Raw genomic sequence first — 21469 nt, 5'->3', positions numbered from 1 at the left:
CGCCACTATAGGGCGGACGCTCCATGGGCGTCAATCGAATCACGCCGCTGTCACACATATTTACATCAATGCAGGACAGTTGGCGGACAATACACGATTTTTCCGGCGCTTTTCGCCAAGTGCGCGCATCTGCCCGCGCCGCGATGGCAGCGTTTTACTCGTCGACGTAATCGGCTTCGATATCGAGTCCGCCGTAGCGGTTTTCGCAAGAGCGGCGCGTCAGCGTCTGTTGTCCGCCCTTGCCGTCAAGCACCATCGTCAAGTCGCGGCAAGTACGGCGGTAGCTGCCAGGTTTGGCGTCCGTCCCCGAGGGCGTCAGGCGCACTGCCAGCGGCGCCGCATTGCCCAAGCCCTTGTTGCTCCATTGGCGCGTCTTGCCATCCTCTTCATCTTTCAAAGTGCGCACGGCGGCCGTCAGCAGGGCTTTCTGTTCCTTGGCATTCAGCTTGGCGATGGTGACGTCGGACAGGAAAGGAGGATACACGACGGGCGCCGGATCCTTGCCCTGCACATCCCAGTTGCCGCTGTTCTGCGAGCAGGTGCGGCGACTCAAGTCCTGCGACTTGCCGCCCGCCGTAACGACGAATTTCAGATCGCGGCAGACGTGCGCCTTCAGGCTGTGCTCCGTCATGCCGGAGTTGCTGAAGTTATACGTGACTTTCACCAGCACGCCACTGTCGCCGCCGTTGTCCCATACGTGCGCTTCCTGGTCGTCGTCATCCTTGTTGAGGTCGTTGAACAGGTCATTGAGCAGCATCTTCTTTTCCAGTGGCGTCAAGGTCGCCACGGTGATTTCATCGACGATGGTGGGTGTTTGCGCGGCGGCATTGCCCAGGCAGGCGAGACCGATGACGGTGGCGCCCAGCAGGCGCAGGACGGGACGGGAAACAGGAAATGGCATGGTGTTCTTTCTGGCGCAAGTGGCGATATGTGGCGATATGTGGCGATATTGATATGCAATTGCAATCATCTTATCAAATTCCATAGTAAAACTCTGTTTCCTGCGCGTACAGGAACGCCCCCCATCCCGGCGGCATGCTAGAGTCGCTGCTGTTGCTGACGCCCGGGAAGTTGGCTTGCGCCAGCGCAAACCCTGTGTAAATGCAGGCTGCGCAGAACGTCTATGCTTATCTTTCCGGAGAATAAGCCCTTGAATAAGCCCCTTACCGTCCCTATAATTAGCACTCGTTAGTAGAGAGTGCTAACAAACTCTTTCGTAGCAATCCTCAGGAAATGATGGTGCTTGCCAGGTAACTGCAGGGAACGCTACGCGGCGGGCGACGCCGCGATGCACCACTGCCGGAGACAGGCAAGGACAGGATGACATGGGGTTTGCTTGACCGTTGCGGGCTGCTTTCAACGGCGGTCACTGAAAGCACGTCTGGCGCTGTGCCAGGAATGTATTCATTTAGCAACACTTATCCATTGAACTTTAAGGAGTTTTGTATGAATCTGCGCCCATTGAACGATCGCGTCATCGTCAAACGCCTCGACCAGGAAACCAAAACTGCGTCCGGCCTCATCATTCCTGATGCAGCTGCTGAAAAACCGGATCAAGGCGAAGTCCTTGCCGTAGGCAATGGCAAGATTCTCGACGACGGCAAAGTCCGTCCTCTGGATGTCAAAGTGGGCGACCGCGTCCTGTTCGGCAAGTACGCCGGCCAAACCGTCAAAGTTGACGGCGATGAGCTGCTGGTCATGCGCGAAGAAGACATCATGGCGATCGTCGTCAAGTAATTGTTTCCACGTTGTAGACAGATACATCCCGAAACTCAGGAGAATTGAACATGGCAGCTAAAGAAGTAGTATTCGGCGACGCAGCGCGCGCCAAGATGGTCGAAGGCGTCAATATCCTCGCCAACGCAGTCAAAGTAACGCTGGGCCCGAAAGGCCGCAACGTGGTCCTGGAGCGCTCGTTCGGCGCCCCTACCGTCACCAAGGATGGTGTATCGGTAGCGAAAGAAGTTGAACTCAAAGACAAGCTCATGAACATGGGCGCGCAAATGGTCAAGGAAGTTGCTTCCCGTACCAGCGACAACGCCGGCGACGGCACCACCACCGCCACCGTGCTGGCACAAGCCATCGTGCGCGAAGGCATGAAGTTCGTTGCCGCCGGCATGAACCCGATGGACCTGAAGCGCGGTATCGACAAAGCGGTTGCAGCGACCGTCGAAGAACTGGCGAAAATCGCCCGTCCTTGCACCACGACCAAAGAAATCGCCCAAGTTGGCGCGATCTCGGCGAACTCGGACTACTCGATCGGCGAGCGTATCGCTGAAGCGATGGAAAAAGTCGGCAAAGAAGGCGTCATCACCGTGGAAGACGGCAAGTCGCTGAACGACGAGCTGGACATCGTTGAAGGCATGCAGTTTGACCGCGGCTACCTGTCGCCATACTTCATCAACAACCCAGAGAAACAAGTTGCCGTACTGGACAGCCCATTCGTCCTGCTGTGCGACAAGAAAATCTCGAACATCCGTGACCTGCTGCCGGTACTGGAACAAGTCGCAAAAGCTGGCCGTCCACTGCTGATCATCGCAGAAGACATCGAAGGCGAAGCGCTGGCCACCCTGGTTGTCAACAACATCCGCGGCATCCTGAAAACCTGCGCAGTGAAAGCACCTGGCTTCGGCGACCGCCGCAAAGCCATGCTGGAAGACATCGCTGTCCTGACGGGCGGCCAGGTCATCGCTGAAGAAGTCGGCCTGACCCTGGAAAAAGTGACCCTGGCCGAACTGGGCCAAGCGAAACGCATCGAAGTGGGCAAGGAAAACACCATCGTTATCGATGGCGCCGGCGAAGCTGCCTCGATCGAAGCACGCGTGAAACAAGTGCGTGTACAGATCGAAGAAGCGACCTCGGACTACGACCGTGAAAAACTGCAAGAGCGCGTAGCCAAACTGGCTGGCGGCGTTGCCGTGATCAAGGTTGGCGCAGCCACCGAAGTCGAAATGAAGGAAAAGAAAGCTCGCGTTGAAGATGCACTGCACGCCACCCGCGCTGCCGTGGAAGAAGGCATCGTGCCTGGCGGCGGCGTAGCCCTGCTGCGCGCACGCGCCAACATCACGGTCAAGGGCGACAATCCTGATCAAGATGCTGGTATCAAGATCGTCCTGCGCGCAATGGAAGAGCCACTGCGCATGATCGTGCAAAACGCTGGCGAAGAAGCTTCGGTCGTCGTGGCAGCCGTATTGGCTGGCACGGGCAACTACGGCTACAACGCTGCCAACGGCACGTATGGCGACATGGTGGAAATGGGCGTTCTCGACCCAGCCAAAGTGACCCGTTCGGCGCTGCAAAACGCCGCTTCGATCGCTTCGCTGATGCTGACAACTGACTGCATGGTCTGCGAAATCGCTGACGACAAAGCAGGCGGCGGCATGGGCGGCGGCATGGGTGGTATGGGCGGCATGGGCGGCATGGACGGCATGATGTAATGCCCTGCATCCCCGCGCCGACGGCGCGCGGGATGCCTATGCAGGGCCAGGACAGGCAGAGCAAAAGCTGCGTGCGCCTGCCCGGCAGCCCCAAAAAGCTATCTTCTACGGAAGGTAGCTTTTTTTTCGCCGATTGATTGGACAAGCCCGTTTAACAAACCCGTTTGGCCAGCCTGGCGATTGCCCGCCTGCACGTTTTGCTTTAGCATGGCCGCCATCGTCCTTCTTTCTCATGCCACCATCATGCCGCCACGCGCCTCTTCTTCCAAAACCACCATCATCGCCGGCATCCTGGCCGGCTTGCTGGCCGCCGGGCTCGGCGCTTTTTACCTGCACCAGCAGTCCGCGCCGCACAGTGACAATGCCCCGGCCGCGAGCAGCCAGACGGCGGCGCAAGAGCAGAACGCGCGCGCCGTCGATGCGCTGATGGCTTTGCCGGAAATCAAGGCGTGGTCGGCGCATATCGAAAAGGCTAGCGGCGGCCGCGCGCATGGTGCCGTGATGGAAACGTCGCCGGAAACGCGCCTGGTCGATGGCGTCGCCTGCTATCAGCTGAGCTTTTTCGAAAGCACGCCGGACGCGGCCCACCGCTGGGAAAGCTTTGTCGTGTCGCCCGACGGCAAGCGCATCCTCGTCGAGGATATCGTCAACGGCGGCCTGCTGAGCCTGGAACAATGGCGCAAGGACAACGCGCCCATGCAGCGCATCGCCACGCAATAAGCCCGCCTACGCCGGCGCCCCCTGCGGCGCCGCGCCGCGCACGCGCGCCACCCACCACACCGTCCACAGCGACAAACCCGCCGCCAGCCAGCCATTGATGCCATAGCCGCTGATGTGGCCGACCGCGTCCGTCTGCAGGGTCAGGCCGCCCAGCCAGGCACCCAGGCCGCTGCCCAGGCTTTGCAGAGCCGAATTGGCGCTGAGGAAGGCGCCGCGCTTGTGCGGCTCCGGAATCGTCGTCAGCAATGCCTGCAACGGTATCGTGCGCCCAGAGACGAGGGCCATAAAAAACGGAAACACCAACATCAGCGCCAGCAGCGGCAACTGGGGCAAGTGCGTCATGAACAGCAGCGGCGCGATCGACAACAGGGCTACCCAGCGGTACACCTGTTGCTTGCCGGCCCGGTCCGCCCAGCGGCCGATCAGGCGCGCCGTGAAGATCGTGGCACAGCCGCCCGCAAGATACACCCAGGTGACGTCGGCCGGCGCCAGCCCCATATTGCCCACCAGCACGGGCGAAATGAAGGGGATCACCAGCATGCCCGCCGTCATGTTGACAATGGACAAGGCAAACGCTTCCATGTGGCGCCTTTCCCGCAACAGCGCCCCCAGCTTCGGCAGCACCTGGCGCACAGGCGTGGGAACCGCGCCCATGTGCGCCGTCAGCGAGGGCAGCACGCGCGCCGCGCCCAGCCAGATCAGCAGCGACAGCACGACCAGCAGGAAGAAGGGGGACGCCCAGCCAAAGTGCGCGGCCAGCACCACGCCGATGGGCACGCCGCCCACGGCCGCCATGGCAAATGAAGTCATGACGATGCCCGTGGCCGCGCCACGCCGCTCGGAAGGGATCACGTCGCCGATGATGGCCATGACGATGGCGCCCAGCACGCCGCCCGTCAGCCCGGCAAAGGCGCGCGACCACAGCAGCACATGGAAGTTCGGCGCCAGCGCGCAAGCCAGGTTCGACACGGTAAACAGGCAAAACATGGTCAACAGCAGCTTCTTGCGGTCAAAGCGGTCGATATACGTGGCCGCCAGCAAGCCGGACAGGCCCGCGCACCAGGCGTAGGCCGAGACGGCGCCCGAGACGGCAGCCGGGCCGATGCCGAACGCCTGCATCAACTGGGGCGCCAGCGGCATCATCACCATGAAATCCATGATGACAGTAAATTGCGTCAGCGCAAGCAGCCACAGCATCGCGCGTTCGCGCGCCGGCGTCAGCATGGGAACCGGCGCGACCTTCGATGCGGCCATCATGCCAGCGCCTCGATATCGGTGCGGGCCTGACGCAGGATGGCGCGGATGGCGTCGAGGCGGCGGGCATCCACATCGCCCGTGCGCCCGCGCGCCAGCACCGCCGCCTTCAATTCGTGCATCAGGTGGCGCAGATCGTCGTCCGCGCCGGCCGGCGTATCGACCCTGGCGGCAATCGCGTCGACATACGCGCGGTTCGCTGCCAGGAAGGCCAGCCCTTCCGGCGTAATGCTGTGCAGTTTCTTGTTGCCATCGAGGCTGACGGCCACGTAACCGTGTCCCACCAAGCCATGCATGAGCGGATAGATGGCGCCGGGACTCGGGGCATAGGCGCCGCCGGCGCGCTGGGCGATGGCCTTGATGATGTCGTAGCCGTGGCGCGGCTTGTCGGCGATCAATTGCAGCACCAGGTAACGCAAGGTGCCCGCGTCAAACATTTTCGGCCCGCGCGCGGCGGGGACAGGGTTAGCAACGCTGGCAGCGGCGCCCGACGCGTCGCCCTGGCTGTGGGCTGCCACGCGCAGCGGGTGCGCGCCACAAAGAAAGAGGGACATGGCATTCCTTAAGATATATCGCAATAAGATATATCTTAATTTTGAAACCGGCATAATGCAAGGTTTACTTTCCGGCATCGAAGCCCGATACTCGTTCACATGCCCGCCACCACTGTCCGCCCCCTCACGCCAGACGACGCCAGCGCCTACCGCGCGCTGCGCCTGGCCGGCATCGCCGAACTGCCGGCCGCTTTCTGTACCACGCATGCGGCAGAAAGCGGCTTGCCGCTGGCACAGATAGCGCAGCGCTTGCGCGCCACCTTCCACCAAATAATATTTGGCGTTTTCAACGAGAAACAATTGATCGCCATTGCCGGCCTGCGCCGCGAACCGATCGCCATCGTGCATGACAAGGCCAGCCTGTGGGGCGTGTATGTGGCGCCGCAGGCACGTGGACGCGGTGCGGGACGGCAGCTGGTGCAGGCCGCCATCGCGCACGCCTGCGCCATTCCCGAGCTGGGCCGCGTGCGCCTGGCCGTGGCGCAGGACAACCACGCGGCGTTGAGCCTGTACCTAAGCTGCGGCTTTGTCCTGGCGGACAGCTGCGCATCGGATGGCATGCTGCAACTGCAGCTGTTGCTGCCCCGTCCGGCGCGTGCAAGTGCAAGCGCAAGTGCCGATAGTAATGTCTTTATGAAAATCAATACCTTACAAATCCCTGCGAAATAGCGGACAGGCCGTTTTTTCTGTTGCAAGCAAACGCGGCAGGCCTTAGCATCGCGGCTTACAAAAAAAACTTGGGGAGAGCCAATGTCATCGGCCGAGACACAAACCGCCACGGGCAAGATGCCCCGGCAAATACCGTACATCATCGCCAACGAAGGCTGCGAACGCTTCAGCTTTTATGGCATGCGCAACATCCTGACGCCATTCCTCATCAGCACCTTGCTGCTGATGATCCCGATTGACCAGCGCACGGGCGAAGCCAAGCACGTGTTCCACACCTTCGTCATCGGCGTATATTTCTTCCCGCTGCTGGGCGGCTGGCTGGCCGACCGCTTCTTCGGCAAGTACAACACCATCTTCTGGCTCAGCCTCGTGTATTGCGCCGGCCATGCCTGCCTGGCCCTGTTTGAAAACAGCGTCAACGGCTTCTATTTCGGCCTGTTCCTGATCGCCTTCGGTTCCGGCGGCATCAAGCCGCTGGTGGCCTCGTTTGTCGGCGACCAGTTCGACCAGACCAACAAGCACAAGGCCAAGCTGGTCTTCGACCTGTTCTACTGGATCATCAACTTCGGCTCCTTCTTCGCATCGCTGCTGATGCCGATGTTCCTGCGCGACTTCGGCCCATCGATCGCCTTCGGCATCCCGGGCCTGATGATGCTGGCCGCCACCCTCGTCTTCTGGATGGGCGCCAAGAAGTACGTGCACGTGCCGCCAGCGCCGCCGAACCCCGATTCGTTCACCCGCGTGGCCCGCACGGCCCTGCTGGCGCGCGTCGATGGCGGTTCGCGTCCCGGCCTGTATGTGGCCTACGTCGGCGTGATCGGCGCCCTGTATGCGTTCTACAGCATTCCCGAATGGGGCTTCGTGATTTCAGCGTGTACCGCGCTGGTATTGCTGCTGGCCTTCGGCAGCATCGGCACGGCCATGCAGCTGGAGCGCGCGCGCGGCATCCACCCCGACGAAGCCGTCGAAGGCGTGCGTGCCGTCCTGCGCATCCTCGTCATCTTTGCCCTCGTCACGCCGTTCTTCTCGCTGTTCGACCAGAAGGCTTCGACCTGGATCGTGCAAGCGAACACCATGGAAAAACCAAGCTGGTTCCTGCCGGCGCAGATGCAGGCGCTGAACCCGATGCTGGTGATGCTGCTGATCCCGTTCAACAACCTGGTGCTGTACCCGATGCTGAACCGCTTCGGCTGGGAAGCGACGGCCCTGCGCCGCATGACGGCCGGCATCGGCTTTTCCTCGCTGGCGTGGATCGTCATTGGCCTCTTGCAGCTGGCCCTCGACAGCGGCAGCGCCGTTTCCATCATGTGGCAGATCCTGCCCTACGCGCTGCTGACGTTCGGCGAAGTGCTGGTCTCGGCCACGGGATTGGAATTTGCCTACAGCCAGGCGCCCGTCTCCATGAAGGGCGCCATCATGAGCTTCTGGAATCTGTCGACCACGGTCGGCAACTTGTGGGTGCTGATCGTCAACCGCAGCGTCATGAACGAGGGCGTGATCGGCAAGATCGCCGAGAGCGGCATTAGCGTGACGGCCTTCCAGATGTTCTTCTTCGCCGCCTTTGCCGCCGTCGCCATGCTGGCCTTCGGCCTGTATGCAAGGCGCTACAAGATGGTCGACAACTACCGCCAGGCCGTGGTGCCGGGCAAGGCATGATCTACAAGTAAGCTAAAATGAAGAGCGCCCACAGAACATCGTGGGCGCTTTTTTTTGCCTGTCATTGTCAGGTCGTCACTGTCGGCGCGTCGCGCCCCGTGCGTGCGCGGATCTGCGCCAGTTGCTCGGCCACGGCGATCAGTCCCGCCAGCGCTTGCTGCGCGGGGATGGCATGCTGCGCGGGATCGGCTTCGTAGCGCTCCAGGTACAGGCGCAGGGTGGCGCCTTCGGTGCCCGTGCCGGACAGGCGCAGCACGATGCGCGCACCGTCCCTCATGATGATGCGGATGCCCTGCTGCGTCGCCACGGAACCGTCGACGGGGTCCGTGTAGCTGAAATCGTCGGCCAGCGCCACCGTATAGCCATTGACCACCTGGCCCGGCAAGGCGGCCAGTTGGCCGCGCACGGCCTCCATCAGCTGCTGCGCACCGGCGCTGTCGATGTCTTCGTAGTCGTGGCGCGAATAATAATGGCGGCCATAGGTGGCCCAGTGCGCGCGCACGATCTCTTCCACCGATTGTTTTTTCTCTGCCAGCAGGTTGAGCCAGAACAGCACGGCCCACAGGCCATCCTTTTCACGCACGTGGTTCGAGCCAGTGCCGTAGCTTTCTTCGCCGCACAAGGTGGCCATGCCGGCATCGAGCAGGGTGCCAAAGAACTTCCAGCCCGTCGGCGTCTCGTAGCACGGGATGCCCAGCGCGCTAGCGACCCGGTCGGCGGCGCCCGACGTCGGCATGGAGCGGGCGATGCCCTTCAAGCCGGCGCGGTAGCCGGGCGCCACGGTGGCGTTGGCGGCCAAAATCGCCAGGCTGTCCGACGGCGTCACGTCGAAGCGCCGGCCGACGATCATGTTGCGGTCGCCGTCGCCGTCCGAGGCGGCGCCAAAGTCCGGTGCATCATTGTCACCATCTCCGGCCGCCATGATGGAAATCAATTCCTGCGCGTTGACGGGATTCGGGTCCGGGTGGCCGCCGCCGAAGTCTTCCAACGGCACGCCGTTGATGACGCTGCCCTTCGGTGCGCCCAGCATGCCTTCCAGGATGGCCGTCGCATACGGGCCGGAGACGGCGTGCATGCCATCAAAGCAGATGCGCAGGCCGCCCGCGAACAGGGCGCGAATGGCGTCGAAGTCGAACAGCTGCTGCATCAGTTCAGCGTAGTCAAGAACCGGATCGATCACCTCGACCGTCATCCGCTCGATGCGCACCGAGCCCAGTTTATCGAGGTCGATGTCGGCCGCGTCGCTGATGCGGTATTCGACGATGCCTTGCGTGCAGGCGTAGATGGCCTCGGTGACCTTTTCAGGCGCCGGGCCGCCAGTGGCGATGTTGTACTTGATGCCGAAATCGCCATCGGCGCCACCGGGATTATGGCTGGCCGACAGGATGATGCCGCCGCTGGCGCCATGCTTGCGGATCACGCAGCTGACGGCTGGCGTCGACAGGATGCCGCCCTGCCCCAGCAGCACGCGCGCGTAGCCATGCGCGGCCGCCATGCGCAGCACCGTCTGGATGGCCGCGCGGTTGTAAAAGCGGCCGTCGCCGCCCAGCACCAGGGTCTGGCCACGGCAGTCGCCGAGCGTGTCAAAAACGCTCTGCACGAAGTTTTCCAGATATTGCGGTGCGCTGAAGACAGCCACCTTCTTGCGCAAGCCTGAAGTGCCGGGCCGCTGGCCTGCCATCGGCGCCGTATTGATAATTTGAATAGCCATGTTGCCTCCATATTAACTCCGATGGTAACGCATGCCGGGCGAGCGGCAAAGCGTTGTACGTCTGCCACGGTGCACCAAGCCGCTTAGCGCTACCTCCTGGCATGCCATATAATGAGAATCATTCTCATATGCGGCATTCCTGGCTGCGGACTCATACATCGGACGCCGTGGTTGCACGCTATTACCAAGAACTGTTGAACTTTTGCTGGCGCAGCTTGCGCAACCGCGAGGCCGCTGCCGACCTGGTGCAGGAAAGCTATGCGCGCGTGCTGGGCGAAGCGGCCGTGCGCGAACCGCGCGCGCTGCTTTACCGCACAGCGCGCAATCTGCTGATCGACCAGCACCGGCGCGCGGCCCTGCGCCAGCACGAGGCGCTCGATGCCTTGCCGGAAGCCGCGCATCCGGCCGCGCCGCGCCATTTGCAGCCGGAGCAGGCGCTCGAAAGCAGCCAGGACTGGCAAGCCTGCGTGGCCGCCATCGACGCCTTGCCGCCCCGCTGCCGCGACGCCTTCGTGCTGCACGTCTTCGAGGAATTGCCGCACGCGCAGATTGCCGCGCGCATGGGCATTTCCATCAGCATGGTGGAAAAACATATCGCGCGCGGCATGCTCAGTTGCCAGGCGCAGTTGCATTCTTTGCGGGAAGCCACATAATGGCGCCCATGACCGCCCTCCCTCCCCGTCACGCTTTCGGCCCCTCTGCCCAGGACGAGGCGGACTTGCGCGAGCATGCCAACTTTGCCGCCACGCAAGCTCCGGTGGCGCTGGCGGCGGCCACCTGGTTCAGCCGGCGCGGCAACCTTGATGCGCAGCAACAGGCCGAGTTTGCCGCCTGGCTGGCGGCCGATGCGCAGCACGCGCAAGCGTATGCGCGGCTAAAGGATACGCACCGCGTGGCGCGCCGGATTCCCGCACAGGTGGCCGCCCGCTGGGAAGTGCCCCGGGCAGCGCCAGCGCCAGCTCCCCGCCGCCCGCTTCTGCGCTCCCTGCGCTCCCTGCGCGCGCTGCCATATGCGGCCGCCGCCATGCTGCTGCTGAGCGTGGGCGCGGGCGGCTACCAGTGGTGGCAGCAGCAAGCCGTGTTCAGCCAGTCGTATGCCACCATGCGCGGCCAGCGCCTGGCCGTCGCCCTGCCCGACGGCAGCAAGGTGCAGCTCGATACAGCCACGCAATTGCACGTCACGCTATACCGCCAGCGCCGCGAAGTGCGCCTGGCGCACGGCGAAGCGCTGTTCCAGGTGCAAGCGAAGCAGGGCCAGCCTTTCGATGTGCTGAGCGATCCGTTGAAAGTGACGGTGGTGGGCACGCAGTTTTCCGTGCGCAATACTCTCGAACACGACGGCAAGCTGCGCGTGGCCGTACAACATGGCCATGTGCGCGTGGCGGGCGCAGGACAAGACCAGGTCGACCTGCGGGCCGGCCAGGGCGTCAGCAGCGATGCCGGCGGCCGCCTGTCCGACGTCGCCAGCCTGGCACCGGACAGCGTGGCGCCCTGGCGCACAGGCAGGGTCACCTTCGACAATGTGCCGCTGGGTGCGGCGCTGGCCGAATTCGAACGCTATGGCGACACGGGCTTCGTCGTGCGCGATCCCGCCGTCGCGCAGCTGCGCATCGGCGGCAGCTTCAGCCTGACCCAGCTCGACCGCTTCGCCGCCGCCCTGCCGCAGCTGCTACCCGTGCAGATCGTGCGCAGCGGCGGCGCCAACGAGATCCGCATGGCGGCAAAAATGCCTGCACAAGCCCCTGCGATGCGGCGGCCTGAAAAATAAATGCAAATAGTTCGCATTCGCAGGTGAGGATTATGTCCACTGCCGCGTCTACCAAGTTAATCGACAACACATTAACCTGGAGAAATGCAACATGTGGTCCCCCCGCCTCAATCTGACACCCGCCCCCTTCGCCCTGGCCGCCATGCTGGCCCTGGGCAGCATTTCCCTGGCACAGGCGCAAACGGCGCCCACCGTCAAACTGGCCATCGCCACCCAGCCGCTGGGGCAAGCCCTGAATGAGCTGGCGCGGCAAGCCAATTTGCAACTGCTGTTCGCACCCGAACTCGTGGCCGGCAAGACGGCACCGGCCGTCAGCGGCACGCTGAGCGTGGCCGACAGCCTGGAACGCCTGCTGGCCGGCAGCGGCCTGGCAGCTGCCATCGACGGCAACAGCGTCATCATCCGCCCCGCGCCCGCCGCCACGGGCAAGGTGGCGACCCTGGCGGAAATCACCGTCAGCGCGCGCCAGGAGGCGACGCTCGATACTGAGCTGACCAAGTCGTATGCGGCGCAAGCGGTGAGCATCGGCAAGGGCCGGCAAAGCCTGCGCGAAATTCCCCAGTCCGTCTCCGTGCTGACGCGCCAGCAATTGAACGACCAGAATTTGCTGAGCCTGGACGACGCCATGCGCGGCGTGACGGGCATCACCGTCGAAGCGAGCAGCACGGGCGGCAACCACGGTAACTTTTATTCGCGCGGCTATGCGCTCGATGCGGTGCAGGTCGATGGCGTGATGACGCCCGCCAGCACGGGCAACGACCTGTCGGCCGGCTTCGGCCTGGCCATCTATGACCGGGTGGAAGTGCTGCGCGGACCAGCCGGCCTGTTCCAGGGCGCGGGCGACCCGGGCGGCACCATCAACCTGGTGCGCAAGCGCGCACGCGACACTTTCGCCGCCAGCGGCGTGCTCAGCGCCGGTTCTTGGGACCGCTACTATGCGGAAGCGGACGTCACGGGTCCTCTGAGCGTGGACGGCAAGGTGCGCGGCCGCCTGGTGGCCGTCTACGAACACCGGCGCTCCTTCGTCGACCACGTGTATGCGGAAAAGCCCTTGCTGTACGGCACCGTCGCCGTCAACGTCGCACCGGGCACCGTGCTGACGGGCGGCGTCACCTACCAGCAATACAAGGGCCGTCCCGCCTTCGGCTTGCCCGCGTATGAAGACGGGCGCCTGCTCGACGTGCCCCGCTCCACCTACCTCGACCCGGCCTGGAACCACATCACGGAAAAGGTCACGGAATACTTTGCCGAGCTCGACCATAAACTGGACAACGGCGGCCAGTTCAAGGTAACTGCCCTGTACCGCGAGCAGGACGAACCGTCGCGCAATTTCGGCTGGTCCGACTGCTCGGCCGATCCCGTCACGGGCGACAGCTGCCTGATCAGCTGGAACTACCGCAGCCACTGGAAGACGCAGGGACTGGATGCCTACCTGGCCACGCCCTACCAGGCGTTTGGCCGCAGCCACGACCTGATCGTGGGCGCCGACTACCGCCAGGTGCACAAGAATTTCCAGTATGGCGGCGGCGACGGCGCGCCGATCAATATCTTTCACCCGGACAACAATATCGCCCAGCCCAGCGACACTTTTTCCAATGGCAATGACAACCGCAGCAAGCAGTTCGGCCTGTACGCGCGCACCCGCCTGCAGGCGACGGAGCGGCTGGCCGTCAACCTGGGTGGACGCCTGACGCACTGGGATAACCATACCGTCAACCGCAACGCGTACTTCAAGCAGTTCACCGATATCAGCAACACCATCAAGGCCAAGTTCACGCCGTACGCGGGCCTGGTCTACGAGCTCGACAAGCAAGTATCGGCCTACGCCAGCTACACGCGCATCTTCTCGCCCCAGACCACCACGGACGCGGCAGGACAAACCCTGAAACCGCGCACGGGCCAGCAATTCGAACTGGGCCTGAAGGCGGAGCTGTTCGACAAGAACGTCAACGCGCATGCGGCCCTTTTCCGCATGGAAGATGAAAACCGCGTCATGCCCGATCCGGCCAACCCGCTGTTTTCCATCGGTGCGGGCAAGATGCGCAGCCAGGGCATGGAAGCCGAGCTGAGCGGCAGCCCCCTGCCGGGCTGGAACATCACGAGCGGCTATTCCTACACCAGCACGCGCACCCTGGAAGGCAGCGACGACCAGAAGGCGCAGCTGTACTCCTTCATCGCGCCACGCCATAACTTCAACCTGTGGACCAATTACCGGCTGGCCGGCGCGCTCGATAAGATCAGCGTGGGCGGCGGCTTGCGCAGCGTCAGCAGCATGTACCGCTTGAACGGCCCCGTGAAATTCGAGCAGGGCCCCGTCACCACGGTGGGCTTGCAGGCCGGCTACCGCCTCAGTCCCAAGCTGGAGCTGTCGCTGACGGTGAACAATCTGTTCGACAAAAAATACTACACGCGCGTGTGGGCCGCCTATGGCTCGAACTTCTATGGCGAACCACGCAACGCCATGCTGACCCTGCGCGGCCAGCTCTAAACGCCCGCGCTTGCGCGCTTGCACGGCCGCCGCGACAGTACGGTGGCCGTGCTCGTTTACAACATCGCACTCTTGCATGTCTCGCAACCCCGCACTATAATAAGAATAGTTCTCATTCACATTTAAACTCCCACCAGAGTCCGCACGCAGTCGCCTGACGGATGCGCGGCTGGATGACACGCTGCGCCAGCCAGGCATCCCCGCCAAGCAAGCCTTCCATACCAAAACGCCAGCCGCTCGACGGTGGGCACACGAGAAGAAGGATGTTTCATGGCGCGAGTACGTTCGCTGGCTGGCATGGTTGCCGGCCCGTTTACCCCACCGGTTTCCCACCTTGCCCTGCGTCCGCTGGCCATCGCCGTGCATTCGGCATTGCTGGCGGCAACACTGGGGAGCAGCGTGGCTGTGGCTGCCGATACGCCGGCCACGCCCGCTGAAACCACCTTGAGCGAGATCAAGGTGCTGGGCCAGCAAGACAAGGCGGCGACGGAAAACACGGGTTCCTACACGACAAAACAGATGGCCACGGCCACGCGCCTGGGCCTGTCGATCCGCGACACGCCGCAATCGATTTCCGTAGTGACGCGCCAGCGCATGGATGACATGGGCCTGAACAGCCTGGCCGACGTGCTGGTGCAGTCGACGGGCGTGACGGTGCAGGAACTCGATAGCGAACGCATCAGTATTTCAGCGCGCGGCTTTTCCATCGGCAATTACCAGATCGATGGCGTGGCCGTCAATTCAGGCGCCAACGGACTGTTCGACACGGCCGTGTATGACCGCATCGAAATCGTGCGCGGCGCCACGGGCCTGGTCAGCGGCAATGGCGACCCGTCGGCCACTGTCAATATGCTGCACAAGCGCCCCGGCAAGGCATTGGCCGCCTCGGCCGGACTGACGGTGGGTTCATGGAACAAATATCGGCTGGAAGGCGACATCAGCGGACCGTTGAACGCGGACGGCAGCATCCGCGGGCGCGCCGTGCTGGTGGGACAGAACCGCCATTCCTATCTTGACGTCTACAAGGAGCGCAAGGTGGTCGCCTCCATGCTGCTGGAGGCGGACTTGACGGCTGATACTATGCTGACGGCCGGCATCGACTATCAAAAAAACACGCCGAAAGGCACGAGCTGGGGCACCACGCCCCTGTTCTTCAGCGATGGCACGCCCGCCAACATGCCGCGCTCGTTCAACATGGCGGCCAAGTGGAGCAGCTGGGAGCGCGAATTCCAGAACAGCTATGTCTACCTCGACCACCGCTTCGCCAACGACTGGAAGATCCGGGCCGCCTACGGACGCCTCGACAGCTCCTGGGACGGCAAGCTGTATTTCGGTGGCGCGGAATATCCCCGTCGCGACGGCTCCGGATTGAAGGTCTGGAGCGGCGCCTTCCCCTACGAAGAAAAACAGGACAATCTGGATATTTCCGCCAACGGCACCTTTCCCCTCTTCGGCCGCCAGCATGACCTGGTGCTGGGTATCAATGGCTGGAAACGCACTGGCACGACGAAAGCGGCAGCACTGCGCAAGCCGCTACCGTTCTCGGAAGAGATCGCCGACTACCGCAACTGGACGGGCAACGTGCCTGAGCCCGATGTCATGTACACGGGCGCGCGCGGCGTCGTCACCACGCAGCAGACGGGTGCCTTCATCGCCACCCGCATCAATGTCACGGACAGCTTCAAGGTGCTGGGTGGCGCCCGCGTGAGCAAATGGAAGACCTACAAGGAAAACTACGATACCGGCAATGCCTACACGGGACGCACTGCCGCGTATGACACCAAGGACGTCGTCACGCCGTACGCGGGCGTGGTGCTCGACGTCAGCAAGAGCACCTCGCTGTACGCCAGCTATACGGACCTGTTCAAGCCGCAAAACCTGAAGGACAAGAACAACGCCTTCCTTGACCCGATCACGGGCAGCAACGTGGAAGCGGGCGTGAAGAGCGAATTCTTCGACGGCGCCGTGAACGCCTCGTTCGCCGTGTATGAAGCCAAGCAGGACAACCTGGGTGAAGAAGATACGTCCGTGCCGCTGAACGTCTTGCTGCCGGACGGCAGCCGGCCCTATGTCTCAACGGGCAAGGGCACGAAGAGCCGCGGCTATGAGGCGGAAGTGTCGGGCAGCCCGATGACCGGCTGGCAGCTGTTCGCCGGCTACACGCACAACCGCTCGAAGGACGCCAAGGGCGTGCCGACCAACACCATCCAGCCGACCAATATGCTGCGCGTCTCGACCACGTACCGCCTGCCGGGCGAGCTGCAGAACCTGACCATCGGCGGCGGCTTGAACTGGCAGAACGAGATCTACACGACGGCCACCCTGCCAAACAAGACGAAGACGCGGGTCAGCCAGGGCAGCTACGCGCTGGCCAACCTGATGGCGCGCTACCAGATCAGCCCGAAACTGTCGGCCAGCCTGAATGTCAACAACCTGTTCGACAAGACGTATTTCCGCCGCGTGGGTTTCTATAACGGCGGCTACTACGGCGAACCGCGCAACGTGGCGCTGAACCTGCGTTACCAGTACTGACGCACGCAGTCCTTGGGAACCCGGCCGATTTTCCATTCACATAACAAGATAAGGGATACACCATGCACCTCACTTCCATCGCGCGCCTCGGCGCCCTCGCCACCGCCCTGCTGGGCGCGGCCATCGCTTCTGGCACGGCCAGCGCGCACCAGATCTGGCTGCAGCAGGACGGCAAGGCAGCCAGCGTGTACTTCGGCGAATTCGGCGACAACCTGCGCGAAGCCTCGCCTGGCCTGCTGGACAAGTTCAGCATCAAGAACGTGACATGGATATCGGCCAAGGGAGCGCAGGCGCTGCAGGCGAGCAAGACGGCCGGCGCCTTCATCCTGAATGGCAAGGTGGGCGCCGGCGAAAGCATCATCGTCGAGGAAGACAACTATCCGTCTTGGGAAGAAAAAAAGGATGGCAAGACCACGCGCACCGTGTGGGTGCCGGCCGCGCGCCTGGTCGCCGACGGCAAGGCGCAGGCGCCGGCGCTGACGCTGGACCTCGTGCCGACCGGCAAACCAGGCCAGTTCCAGGTCAGCTACCTGGGCAAGCCGCTGGCGCAAGCCAAAGTCAACGCCGTGGTGCAATCGGGCTGGGGCAAGGAAGCGTGGAGCGATGCGCAAGGCCTGGTCAGCTTCCCGCTACCATGGAAGGGAGCCTATGTGCTGGAAGTGCAGCACACGGACAAGACGGCCGGCCAGCGCGGTGCGCAAGCCTATGACAAGGCCATGTTCGTGACCACCCTGAGCCTGCTGCAGCCGCAAGGCGTGACGCCGCTGCCGGCCGGCCCGGCCCTGCCACCGAGCAAGGATCACGACTGACCATGCAAGCCCCAGCCAATACCGAATCCACCAGCGCGGCTGAAAAAATCGCGCGCCTGCGGCTCTCCGCCGGTGCGGCCTATCGCCTCGGCGTGGCTTCGCGCAGCGTGGCCGCCATCGTTGGCGGCTACGTGCTGGCAGCGCTGGTCACCATGCTGCTGTCGGTGAGCCTGCCCATGGCCCGTTCCGAAGCCGTCATGACGGCCACCCTGCTGTCGTTTGCCATCTATACCTGCGCCGTGATATGGGTCTTCGCCACGCGCAGCGCCCTGCGCGCCTGGCTGGGCCTCACGATCCCCGCCGCCGTCATCGCCGCCATCCTGCAGTCGATGGATGCACTATCCTGGAGTCTCGCATGAAAGAAGGTTTCCGCCAGTCGATGGCATGGCTGCACACCTGGTCCGGCCTGCTCGTCTGCTGGATCTTGCTGCTGGTGTTTTGCGCCGGCACGGCCAGCTACTACCGCAATGAAATCACCGTGTGGATGCAGCCCGAGCTGCACGGCGCCGCCGCCAGCCAAGTGAGCACCGAGGAAGCGGCCAGCGTCGCGCAAAAAGCGATGGAAGAGCGGGCCACGGGCGCCACGCGCTGGTTCATCAGCCTGCCCGGCGAGCGCAATCCCGCCACGCAGCTGGGCTGGAGCAAGCCATCGCAACCCGGTGAAAAGAAACGCGGACGGCGCGGCAATTTTCATAGCGAAAAAGCCGACCCGGCCACGGGCGAGGTGCTGTCGAAGCCGCGCGAAACGCGGGGCGGCGAATTCCTCTACCGCCTGCATTTCGACCTGCACTACATGTCCGCCATCTGGGGCCGCTGGATCGTGGGTTTCTGCGCCATGTTCATGTTCGTCTCCATCATCAGCGGCATCGTCACGCACAAGCGCATCTTCAAGGACCTGTTTACCTTCCGGCCGAAAAAGGGCCAGCGCTCGTGGCTCGACGCGCACAATGTGACGGCCGTGCTGGCCCTGCCCTACCACATCATGATCACCTACACGGGACTGGTCACCTTGATGTTCCTGTACATGCCGTCCGGCGCCACGGCCGCCTACAAGGGCGACCAGGATGCCTTCTTTGCCGAAGCCTTCCCCGGCCGCTCGGGCGACAGCAAGGCGGCCGGCGTGGCCGCGCCGCTGACGCCACTGGCGCCCCTCGTGCGCCAGGCGGAACAGCACTGGGGTGGCGGCAAGGTCGAACGCATCTCCGTGAATCACCCGGGCGACGCCAACGCCACCATTTCGCTGACGCGTGCTGGCGGACGCGACATGTCGTCGAAACAGCCGTCGTTGGAATTCGATGGCGTCACCGGCAAGCTGCTGTCGACCGGTGGCGACGCGCTGCCCGGCGCGGCCGCCACGCAGGGCGTGATGGTCGGCCTGCACGTCGCGCATTTCGGCGGACCGCTGCTGCGCGCGCTGTTCTTCCTTTCCGGCCTGGCCGGCTGCGCCATGGTCGCCACGGGCGCCCTGCTGTGGGCCGTCAAGACGCGCCAGAAGCAGGCCAAGGCGCTGGCCGCCGGCAAGCGCGCCAGCTTCGGCCTGCGCCTGGTCGAAGCACTCAACATCGGCGCTATCGCCGGCATCCCGATCGCCTTCGGCGCCTACTTCTGGGCCAACCGCCTGCTGCCGGTCGGCATGGAAGAGCGCCCGCAAGAGGAAATCGCCTGCTTCTTCGGCGCCTGGGCCCTGGCCGCCCTCATCGCCCAGCTGCGTCCCTCGCGCGCGATGTGGCGCATGCAGCTGGCCGTGGGCGCCTTCCTGCTGGCATCGCTACCCGTGCTGAACGTCTTCACCACCGAGTCGCACCTGGGCGTGACCCTGTTCCTGGGCCGCGGCCCCGTGGCGGTGGCCTCCTTCGACCTGGTGGTGCTGATGCTGGGCCTGGGCCTCGCGTATGCGGCGTTCAAATTGAAACCGCTGCCCGTGAAGGCATCGAAAGCGCAAAAAACAAGGGACGCGGCCAAGCCGGCGACGACAACGATGGAGGCTGCGTGATGGAGCTGCTGTCGAACTTCCTCGTCTTCGCGCTGTGCTATGCGGGCCTGTCGTCGCTGTGCCTGGCGATGGATCGCCACTACGCGGACCTGCACGGACGCGGCGCCGAACCACCCGCACCACTGCGCCGCCGTTTGCAGTGGGCGGGCGCGCTGGCGCTGGCGGCCGCCCTGGCCTGGGCCATGTACATCGCCGGCGGCGGCTATGGCCTGGTCTACTGGGTCGGCAGCCTGACGGGCTGCGGCTTGCTGCTGATCTGGCTGCTGCCCTATGCGCCGCAACAGGCCATGCGCCTGGCGCGCGTGATCGGCGGCGCGGCCGTGCTGGCCGTCATCGCGCTGGCAGTGCTGTAATTATCGTGGCCATGCCAGGCAGTCCGTTCGCGCCCTCTCCCCTGCTGCCCACGCAGCTGGAAAGCCATTACCGCGCACACCACGGCTGGCTGGCACACTGGCTGCAGCGGCGCCTGGGCAATGCTGCCGAGGCGGCCGATTTGATGCAGGATACCTTCGCGCGCCTGCTGGCCGGCGCGCCATTGGAGCCGCAAACGCCGGCCCTGCGCGCACCGAAAGCCTATTTGGCGACAGTCGCCAAACATCTGCTGATCAACCACTTGCGCCGCCAGTCGCTGGAACGCGCGTGGCAAGACGCGCTCGCTGCCCTGCCCGAACAGCATATGCCATCGACCGAGCAGCGCGCACAAATCCTGCAGGCGCTGCAAGCGGTCGATGCCATGCTCGATGGCTTGAAACCGAAGGTGCGCGCCGTCTTCATCCTGGCGCAGATCGAAGGCCATGCGTACGCGGACATCGCCGCGCAGCTGGGCATCGGCGAGCGCTCCGTGAAGCGCTACATGGCCGAGGCGCTGACCGAATGCGTGCTGCTGCCGCCGGACATGCTGCCATGAGCGCGGCCGCTCCACCATCTCCTCTGCTGTCGCGCAAGGTGGCGCGCCAGGCTGTCGAATGGTATTTGCTGGAGCAGTCGGGCCAGGCCACGCCGGATGACCTGGCGGCGGCGGCCCGATGGCGCGCACTCGACCCGGAACATGCGCGCGCCTGGCACAGGGTGCAGCAGGTGAGCCAGACGGCAGGCCTGCTGCCGCCCTCGCTGGCCGTGCCCGTACTGCGTCGGCCGCAGCGTCGCGTGGCCATGCAGGTGCTGCTGGCATTGATGGCGGCGCCGGCCGCCTGGCTGCTGGTGCGCCATGAGATGCTGGCCGACTACCGCAGCGGCGTGGGCGAACGGCGCGAAGTGTCCTTGCCCGATGGCGGCACCCTGGTGCTCAACACGGACAGCGCAGTCGATGTGGCGTATGGCGCCGATGAACGCCGGCTGACCTTGCGCCGCGGCGAAGTACTGATACAGACGCGCCCCGACCACGCGGGCAGCCGCCCTTTCATCGTCGCCACCTGCCACGGCCGCATCCACGCGCTGGGCACGCGCTTCACCGTGCGCGTCGACGACGATGGCAGCCGCGTGACGGTGCTCGAACACGCCGTGGAAATTACGCCGCGCGCGCCCTCGGCCACCGTGCGCACGGTGACACAGGGCCAGCAAAGCCGCTTCGACGCCAGCCACGCCAACCTGCCCGCGCCGGCGCCGCTGCAGGCCGATGCATGGGCGCGCGGCATGCTGACGGCACAGGACATGCGCCTCGATGCCTTCGCTGCCGAATTGTCACGCTACCGCCCCGGCCTGCTGCGCGTGGAGCCGCAAGTGGCCGGCTTGCGCCTGTCAGGCGCCTTCCAGCTCGACGACACTAACGCCGTGCTGGAAAACCTCGCACGCATGCTGCCCGTCGACGTGCTGTACCGCACCCCGTACTGGGTCACCCTCACGGCCCGCAAAAAATAATTGTGAAAAGTTGGCCCTTTT

The 21469-nt window shown here is 63.9% G+C and carries 19 protein-coding genes; 15 read left to right on the top strand and 4 right to left on the bottom strand.

What is annotated here, in order from left to right:
- Positions 1-154 precede the first annotated feature (154 nt).
- Positions 155-901 carry a hypothetical protein gene (locus tag ACQ4W7_RS00660; protein ID WP_436527767.1) on the bottom strand — a complete coding sequence of 249 codons (747 nt, stop codon included), beginning with the start codon at positions 899-901 and terminating at the stop codon, positions 155-157.
- Between the two features lie 545 nt (positions 902-1446).
- Between ACQ4W7_RS00660 and groES the strand changes: the two genes are divergently transcribed.
- The 3 genes from groES to ACQ4W7_RS00645 all read left to right on the top strand — a co-directional run bounded on the left by groES (position 1447) and on the right by ACQ4W7_RS00645 (position 4157).
- Complete coding sequence (gene groES / locus ACQ4W7_RS00655; protein ID WP_010400979.1) at positions 1447-1737, top strand: co-chaperone GroES; 291 nt, start codon at positions 1447-1449, stop codon at positions 1735-1737.
- A gap of 50 nt (positions 1738-1787) precedes the next feature.
- The gene (groL, locus tag ACQ4W7_RS00650) at positions 1788-3437 is read left to right on the top strand and encodes a chaperonin GroEL (protein WP_010400981.1); all 1650 of its coding nucleotides are present in this window, start codon (positions 1788-1790) and stop codon (positions 3435-3437) included.
- Between the two features lie 207 nt (positions 3438-3644).
- Positions 3645-4157 carry a hypothetical protein gene (locus tag ACQ4W7_RS00645; RefSeq protein WP_436527765.1) on the top strand — a complete coding sequence of 171 codons (513 nt, stop codon included), beginning with the start codon at positions 3645-3647 and terminating at the stop codon, positions 4155-4157.
- A 6-nt stretch (positions 4158-4163) separates the two neighbouring features.
- On the opposite strand, the gene ACQ4W7_RS00640 is transcribed toward ACQ4W7_RS00645, so the two are convergent.
- Positions 4164-5414 carry an MFS transporter gene (locus ACQ4W7_RS00640; protein WP_436527763.1) on the bottom strand — a complete coding sequence of 417 codons (1251 nt, stop codon included), beginning with the start codon at positions 5412-5414 and terminating at the stop codon, positions 4164-4166.
- On the bottom strand, positions 5411-5965 hold the full coding sequence (locus tag ACQ4W7_RS00635; RefSeq protein ID WP_426071506.1) for a PadR family transcriptional regulator: 555 nt from the start codon (positions 5963-5965) through the stop codon (positions 5411-5413). Before ACQ4W7_RS00635 ends, ACQ4W7_RS00640 begins: the two co-directional genes overlap by 4 nt.
- 99 nt (positions 5966-6064) lie before the next feature.
- On the opposite strand from ACQ4W7_RS00635, the gene ACQ4W7_RS00630 reads away from it, so the two are divergent.
- Both ACQ4W7_RS00630 and ACQ4W7_RS00625 read left to right on the top strand, forming a co-directional pair.
- Positions 6065-6634: a GNAT family N-acetyltransferase gene (locus ACQ4W7_RS00630; protein ID WP_436527761.1), complete on the top strand. Its 570-nt coding sequence runs from the start codon at positions 6065-6067 to the stop codon at positions 6632-6634.
- Between the two features lie 81 nt (positions 6635-6715).
- Entirely contained in the window at positions 6716-8290 is a 1575-nt protein-coding gene (locus ACQ4W7_RS00625; protein ID WP_436527759.1) for a POT-type proton-dependent oligopeptide transporter, read from the top strand.
- 67 nt (positions 8291-8357) lie between these two features.
- Here ACQ4W7_RS00625 and ACQ4W7_RS00620 read toward each other — a convergent pair whose 3' ends face one another.
- Positions 8358-10001, bottom strand: coding sequence for an alpha-D-glucose phosphate-specific phosphoglucomutase (locus ACQ4W7_RS00620; RefSeq protein ID WP_436527757.1), 1644 nt, complete (start codon positions 9999-10001; stop codon positions 8358-8360).
- A gap of 167 nt (positions 10002-10168) precedes the next feature.
- On the opposite strand from ACQ4W7_RS00620, the gene ACQ4W7_RS00615 reads away from it, so the two are divergent.
- The 10 genes from ACQ4W7_RS00615 to ACQ4W7_RS00570 all read left to right on the top strand — a co-directional run bounded on the left by ACQ4W7_RS00615 (position 10169) and on the right by ACQ4W7_RS00570 (position 21448).
- Positions 10169-10654, top strand: coding sequence for a sigma-70 family RNA polymerase sigma factor (locus tag ACQ4W7_RS00615; RefSeq protein ID WP_436527755.1), 486 nt, complete (start codon positions 10169-10171; stop codon positions 10652-10654).
- Between the two features lie 8 nt (positions 10655-10662).
- Positions 10663-11769, top strand: a complete 1107-nt coding sequence (locus ACQ4W7_RS00610) for a FecR family protein (RefSeq protein ID WP_436527753.1) — start codon at positions 10663-10665, stop codon at positions 11767-11769.
- 91 nt (positions 11770-11860) lie between these two features.
- Positions 11861-14257: a TonB-dependent siderophore receptor gene (locus ACQ4W7_RS00605; RefSeq protein WP_436527751.1), complete on the top strand. Its 2397-nt coding sequence runs from the start codon at positions 11861-11863 to the stop codon at positions 14255-14257.
- A 270-nt stretch (positions 14258-14527) separates the two neighbouring features.
- Positions 14528-16789 carry a TonB-dependent siderophore receptor gene (locus tag ACQ4W7_RS00600; RefSeq protein WP_436527749.1) on the top strand — a complete coding sequence of 754 codons (2262 nt, stop codon included), beginning with the start codon at positions 14528-14530 and terminating at the stop codon, positions 16787-16789.
- Between the two features lie 62 nt (positions 16790-16851).
- Complete coding sequence (locus tag ACQ4W7_RS00595) at positions 16852-17598, top strand: DUF4198 domain-containing protein (protein WP_426071498.1); 747 nt, start codon at positions 16852-16854, stop codon at positions 17596-17598.
- A 2-nt stretch (positions 17599-17600) separates the two neighbouring features.
- A complete protein-coding gene (locus ACQ4W7_RS00590) occupies positions 17601-17957 on the top strand; it encodes a DUF3649 domain-containing protein (RefSeq protein ID WP_436527746.1) in 357 nt (118 codons plus the stop codon).
- Positions 17954-19591: a PepSY-associated TM helix domain-containing protein gene (locus ACQ4W7_RS00585; RefSeq protein ID WP_436527745.1), complete on the top strand. Its 1638-nt coding sequence runs from the start codon at positions 17954-17956 to the stop codon at positions 19589-19591. The genes ACQ4W7_RS00590 and ACQ4W7_RS00585 overlap by 4 nt, the downstream gene beginning before the upstream one ends.
- Positions 19591-19944, top strand: coding sequence for a DUF3325 domain-containing protein (locus tag ACQ4W7_RS00580; RefSeq protein ID WP_426071768.1), 354 nt, complete (start codon positions 19591-19593; stop codon positions 19942-19944). The genes ACQ4W7_RS00585 and ACQ4W7_RS00580 overlap by 1 nt, the downstream gene beginning before the upstream one ends.
- A gap of 11 nt (positions 19945-19955) precedes the next feature.
- Entirely contained in the window at positions 19956-20498 is a 543-nt protein-coding gene (locus ACQ4W7_RS00575; protein WP_436527744.1) for a sigma-70 family RNA polymerase sigma factor, read from the top strand.
- Positions 20495-21448 (top strand): FecR domain-containing protein, encoded by a 954-nt coding sequence (locus ACQ4W7_RS00570; RefSeq protein ID WP_436527742.1) that lies wholly within the window; start codon positions 20495-20497, stop codon positions 21446-21448. The genes ACQ4W7_RS00575 and ACQ4W7_RS00570 overlap by 4 nt, the downstream gene beginning before the upstream one ends.
- Positions 21449-21469: the final 21 nt, after the last annotated feature.

Origin of the sequence: Janthinobacterium algoris (assembly GCF_051380935.1) — a bacterium.
Classification (GTDB): domain Bacteria; phylum Pseudomonadota; class Gammaproteobacteria; order Burkholderiales; family Burkholderiaceae_D; genus Janthinobacterium.
Note: the sequence above shows the minus strand (reverse complement) of the source record. Positions and strands in the feature narration are given on the sequence as shown.

What these genes read in the sequence shown, in the direction of transcription:
- ACQ4W7_RS00660 (WP_436527767.1), bottom strand. Translation starts at nt 901, where the DNA reads ATGCCATTTCCTGTTTCCCGTCCCGTCCTGCGCCTGCTGGGCGCCACC.
- groES (WP_010400979.1), top strand. Translation starts at nt 1,447, where the DNA reads ATGAATCTGCGCCCATTGAACGATCGCGTCATCGTCAAACGCCTCGAC.
- groL (WP_010400981.1), top strand. Translation starts at nt 1,788, where the DNA reads ATGGCAGCTAAAGAAGTAGTATTCGGCGACGCAGCGCGCGCCAAGATG.
- ACQ4W7_RS00645 (WP_436527765.1), top strand. Translation starts at nt 3,645, where the DNA reads ATGGCCGCCATCGTCCTTCTTTCTCATGCCACCATCATGCCGCCACGC.
- ACQ4W7_RS00640 (WP_436527763.1), bottom strand. Translation starts at nt 5,414, where the DNA reads ATGATGGCCGCATCGAAGGTCGCGCCGGTTCCCATGCTGACGCCGGCG.
- ACQ4W7_RS00635 (WP_426071506.1), bottom strand. Translation starts at nt 5,965, where the DNA reads ATGTCCCTCTTTCTTTGTGGCGCGCACCCGCTGCGCGTGGCAGCCCAC.
- ACQ4W7_RS00630 (WP_436527761.1), top strand. Translation starts at nt 6,065, where the DNA reads ATGCCCGCCACCACTGTCCGCCCCCTCACGCCAGACGACGCCAGCGCC.
- ACQ4W7_RS00625 (WP_436527759.1), top strand. Translation starts at nt 6,716, where the DNA reads ATGTCATCGGCCGAGACACAAACCGCCACGGGCAAGATGCCCCGGCAA.
- ACQ4W7_RS00620 (WP_436527757.1), bottom strand. Translation starts at nt 10,001, where the DNA reads ATGGCTATTCAAATTATCAATACGGCGCCGATGGCAGGCCAGCGGCCC.
- ACQ4W7_RS00610 (WP_436527753.1), top strand. Translation starts at nt 10,663, where the DNA reads ATGACCGCCCTCCCTCCCCGTCACGCTTTCGGCCCCTCTGCCCAGGAC.
- ACQ4W7_RS00605 (WP_436527751.1), top strand. Translation starts at nt 11,861, where the DNA reads ATGTGGTCCCCCCGCCTCAATCTGACACCCGCCCCCTTCGCCCTGGCC.
- ACQ4W7_RS00600 (WP_436527749.1), top strand. Translation starts at nt 14,528, where the DNA reads ATGGCGCGAGTACGTTCGCTGGCTGGCATGGTTGCCGGCCCGTTTACC.
- ACQ4W7_RS00595 (WP_426071498.1), top strand. Translation starts at nt 16,852, where the DNA reads ATGCACCTCACTTCCATCGCGCGCCTCGGCGCCCTCGCCACCGCCCTG.
- ACQ4W7_RS00590 (WP_436527746.1), top strand. Translation starts at nt 17,601, where the DNA reads ATGCAAGCCCCAGCCAATACCGAATCCACCAGCGCGGCTGAAAAAATC.
- ACQ4W7_RS00585 (WP_436527745.1), top strand. Translation starts at nt 17,954, where the DNA reads ATGAAAGAAGGTTTCCGCCAGTCGATGGCATGGCTGCACACCTGGTCC.
- ACQ4W7_RS00580 (WP_426071768.1), top strand. Translation starts at nt 19,591, where the DNA reads ATGGAGCTGCTGTCGAACTTCCTCGTCTTCGCGCTGTGCTATGCGGGC.
- ACQ4W7_RS00575 (WP_436527744.1), top strand. Translation starts at nt 19,956, where the DNA reads ATGCCAGGCAGTCCGTTCGCGCCCTCTCCCCTGCTGCCCACGCAGCTG.
- ACQ4W7_RS00570 (WP_436527742.1), top strand. Translation starts at nt 20,495, where the DNA reads ATGAGCGCGGCCGCTCCACCATCTCCTCTGCTGTCGCGCAAGGTGGCG.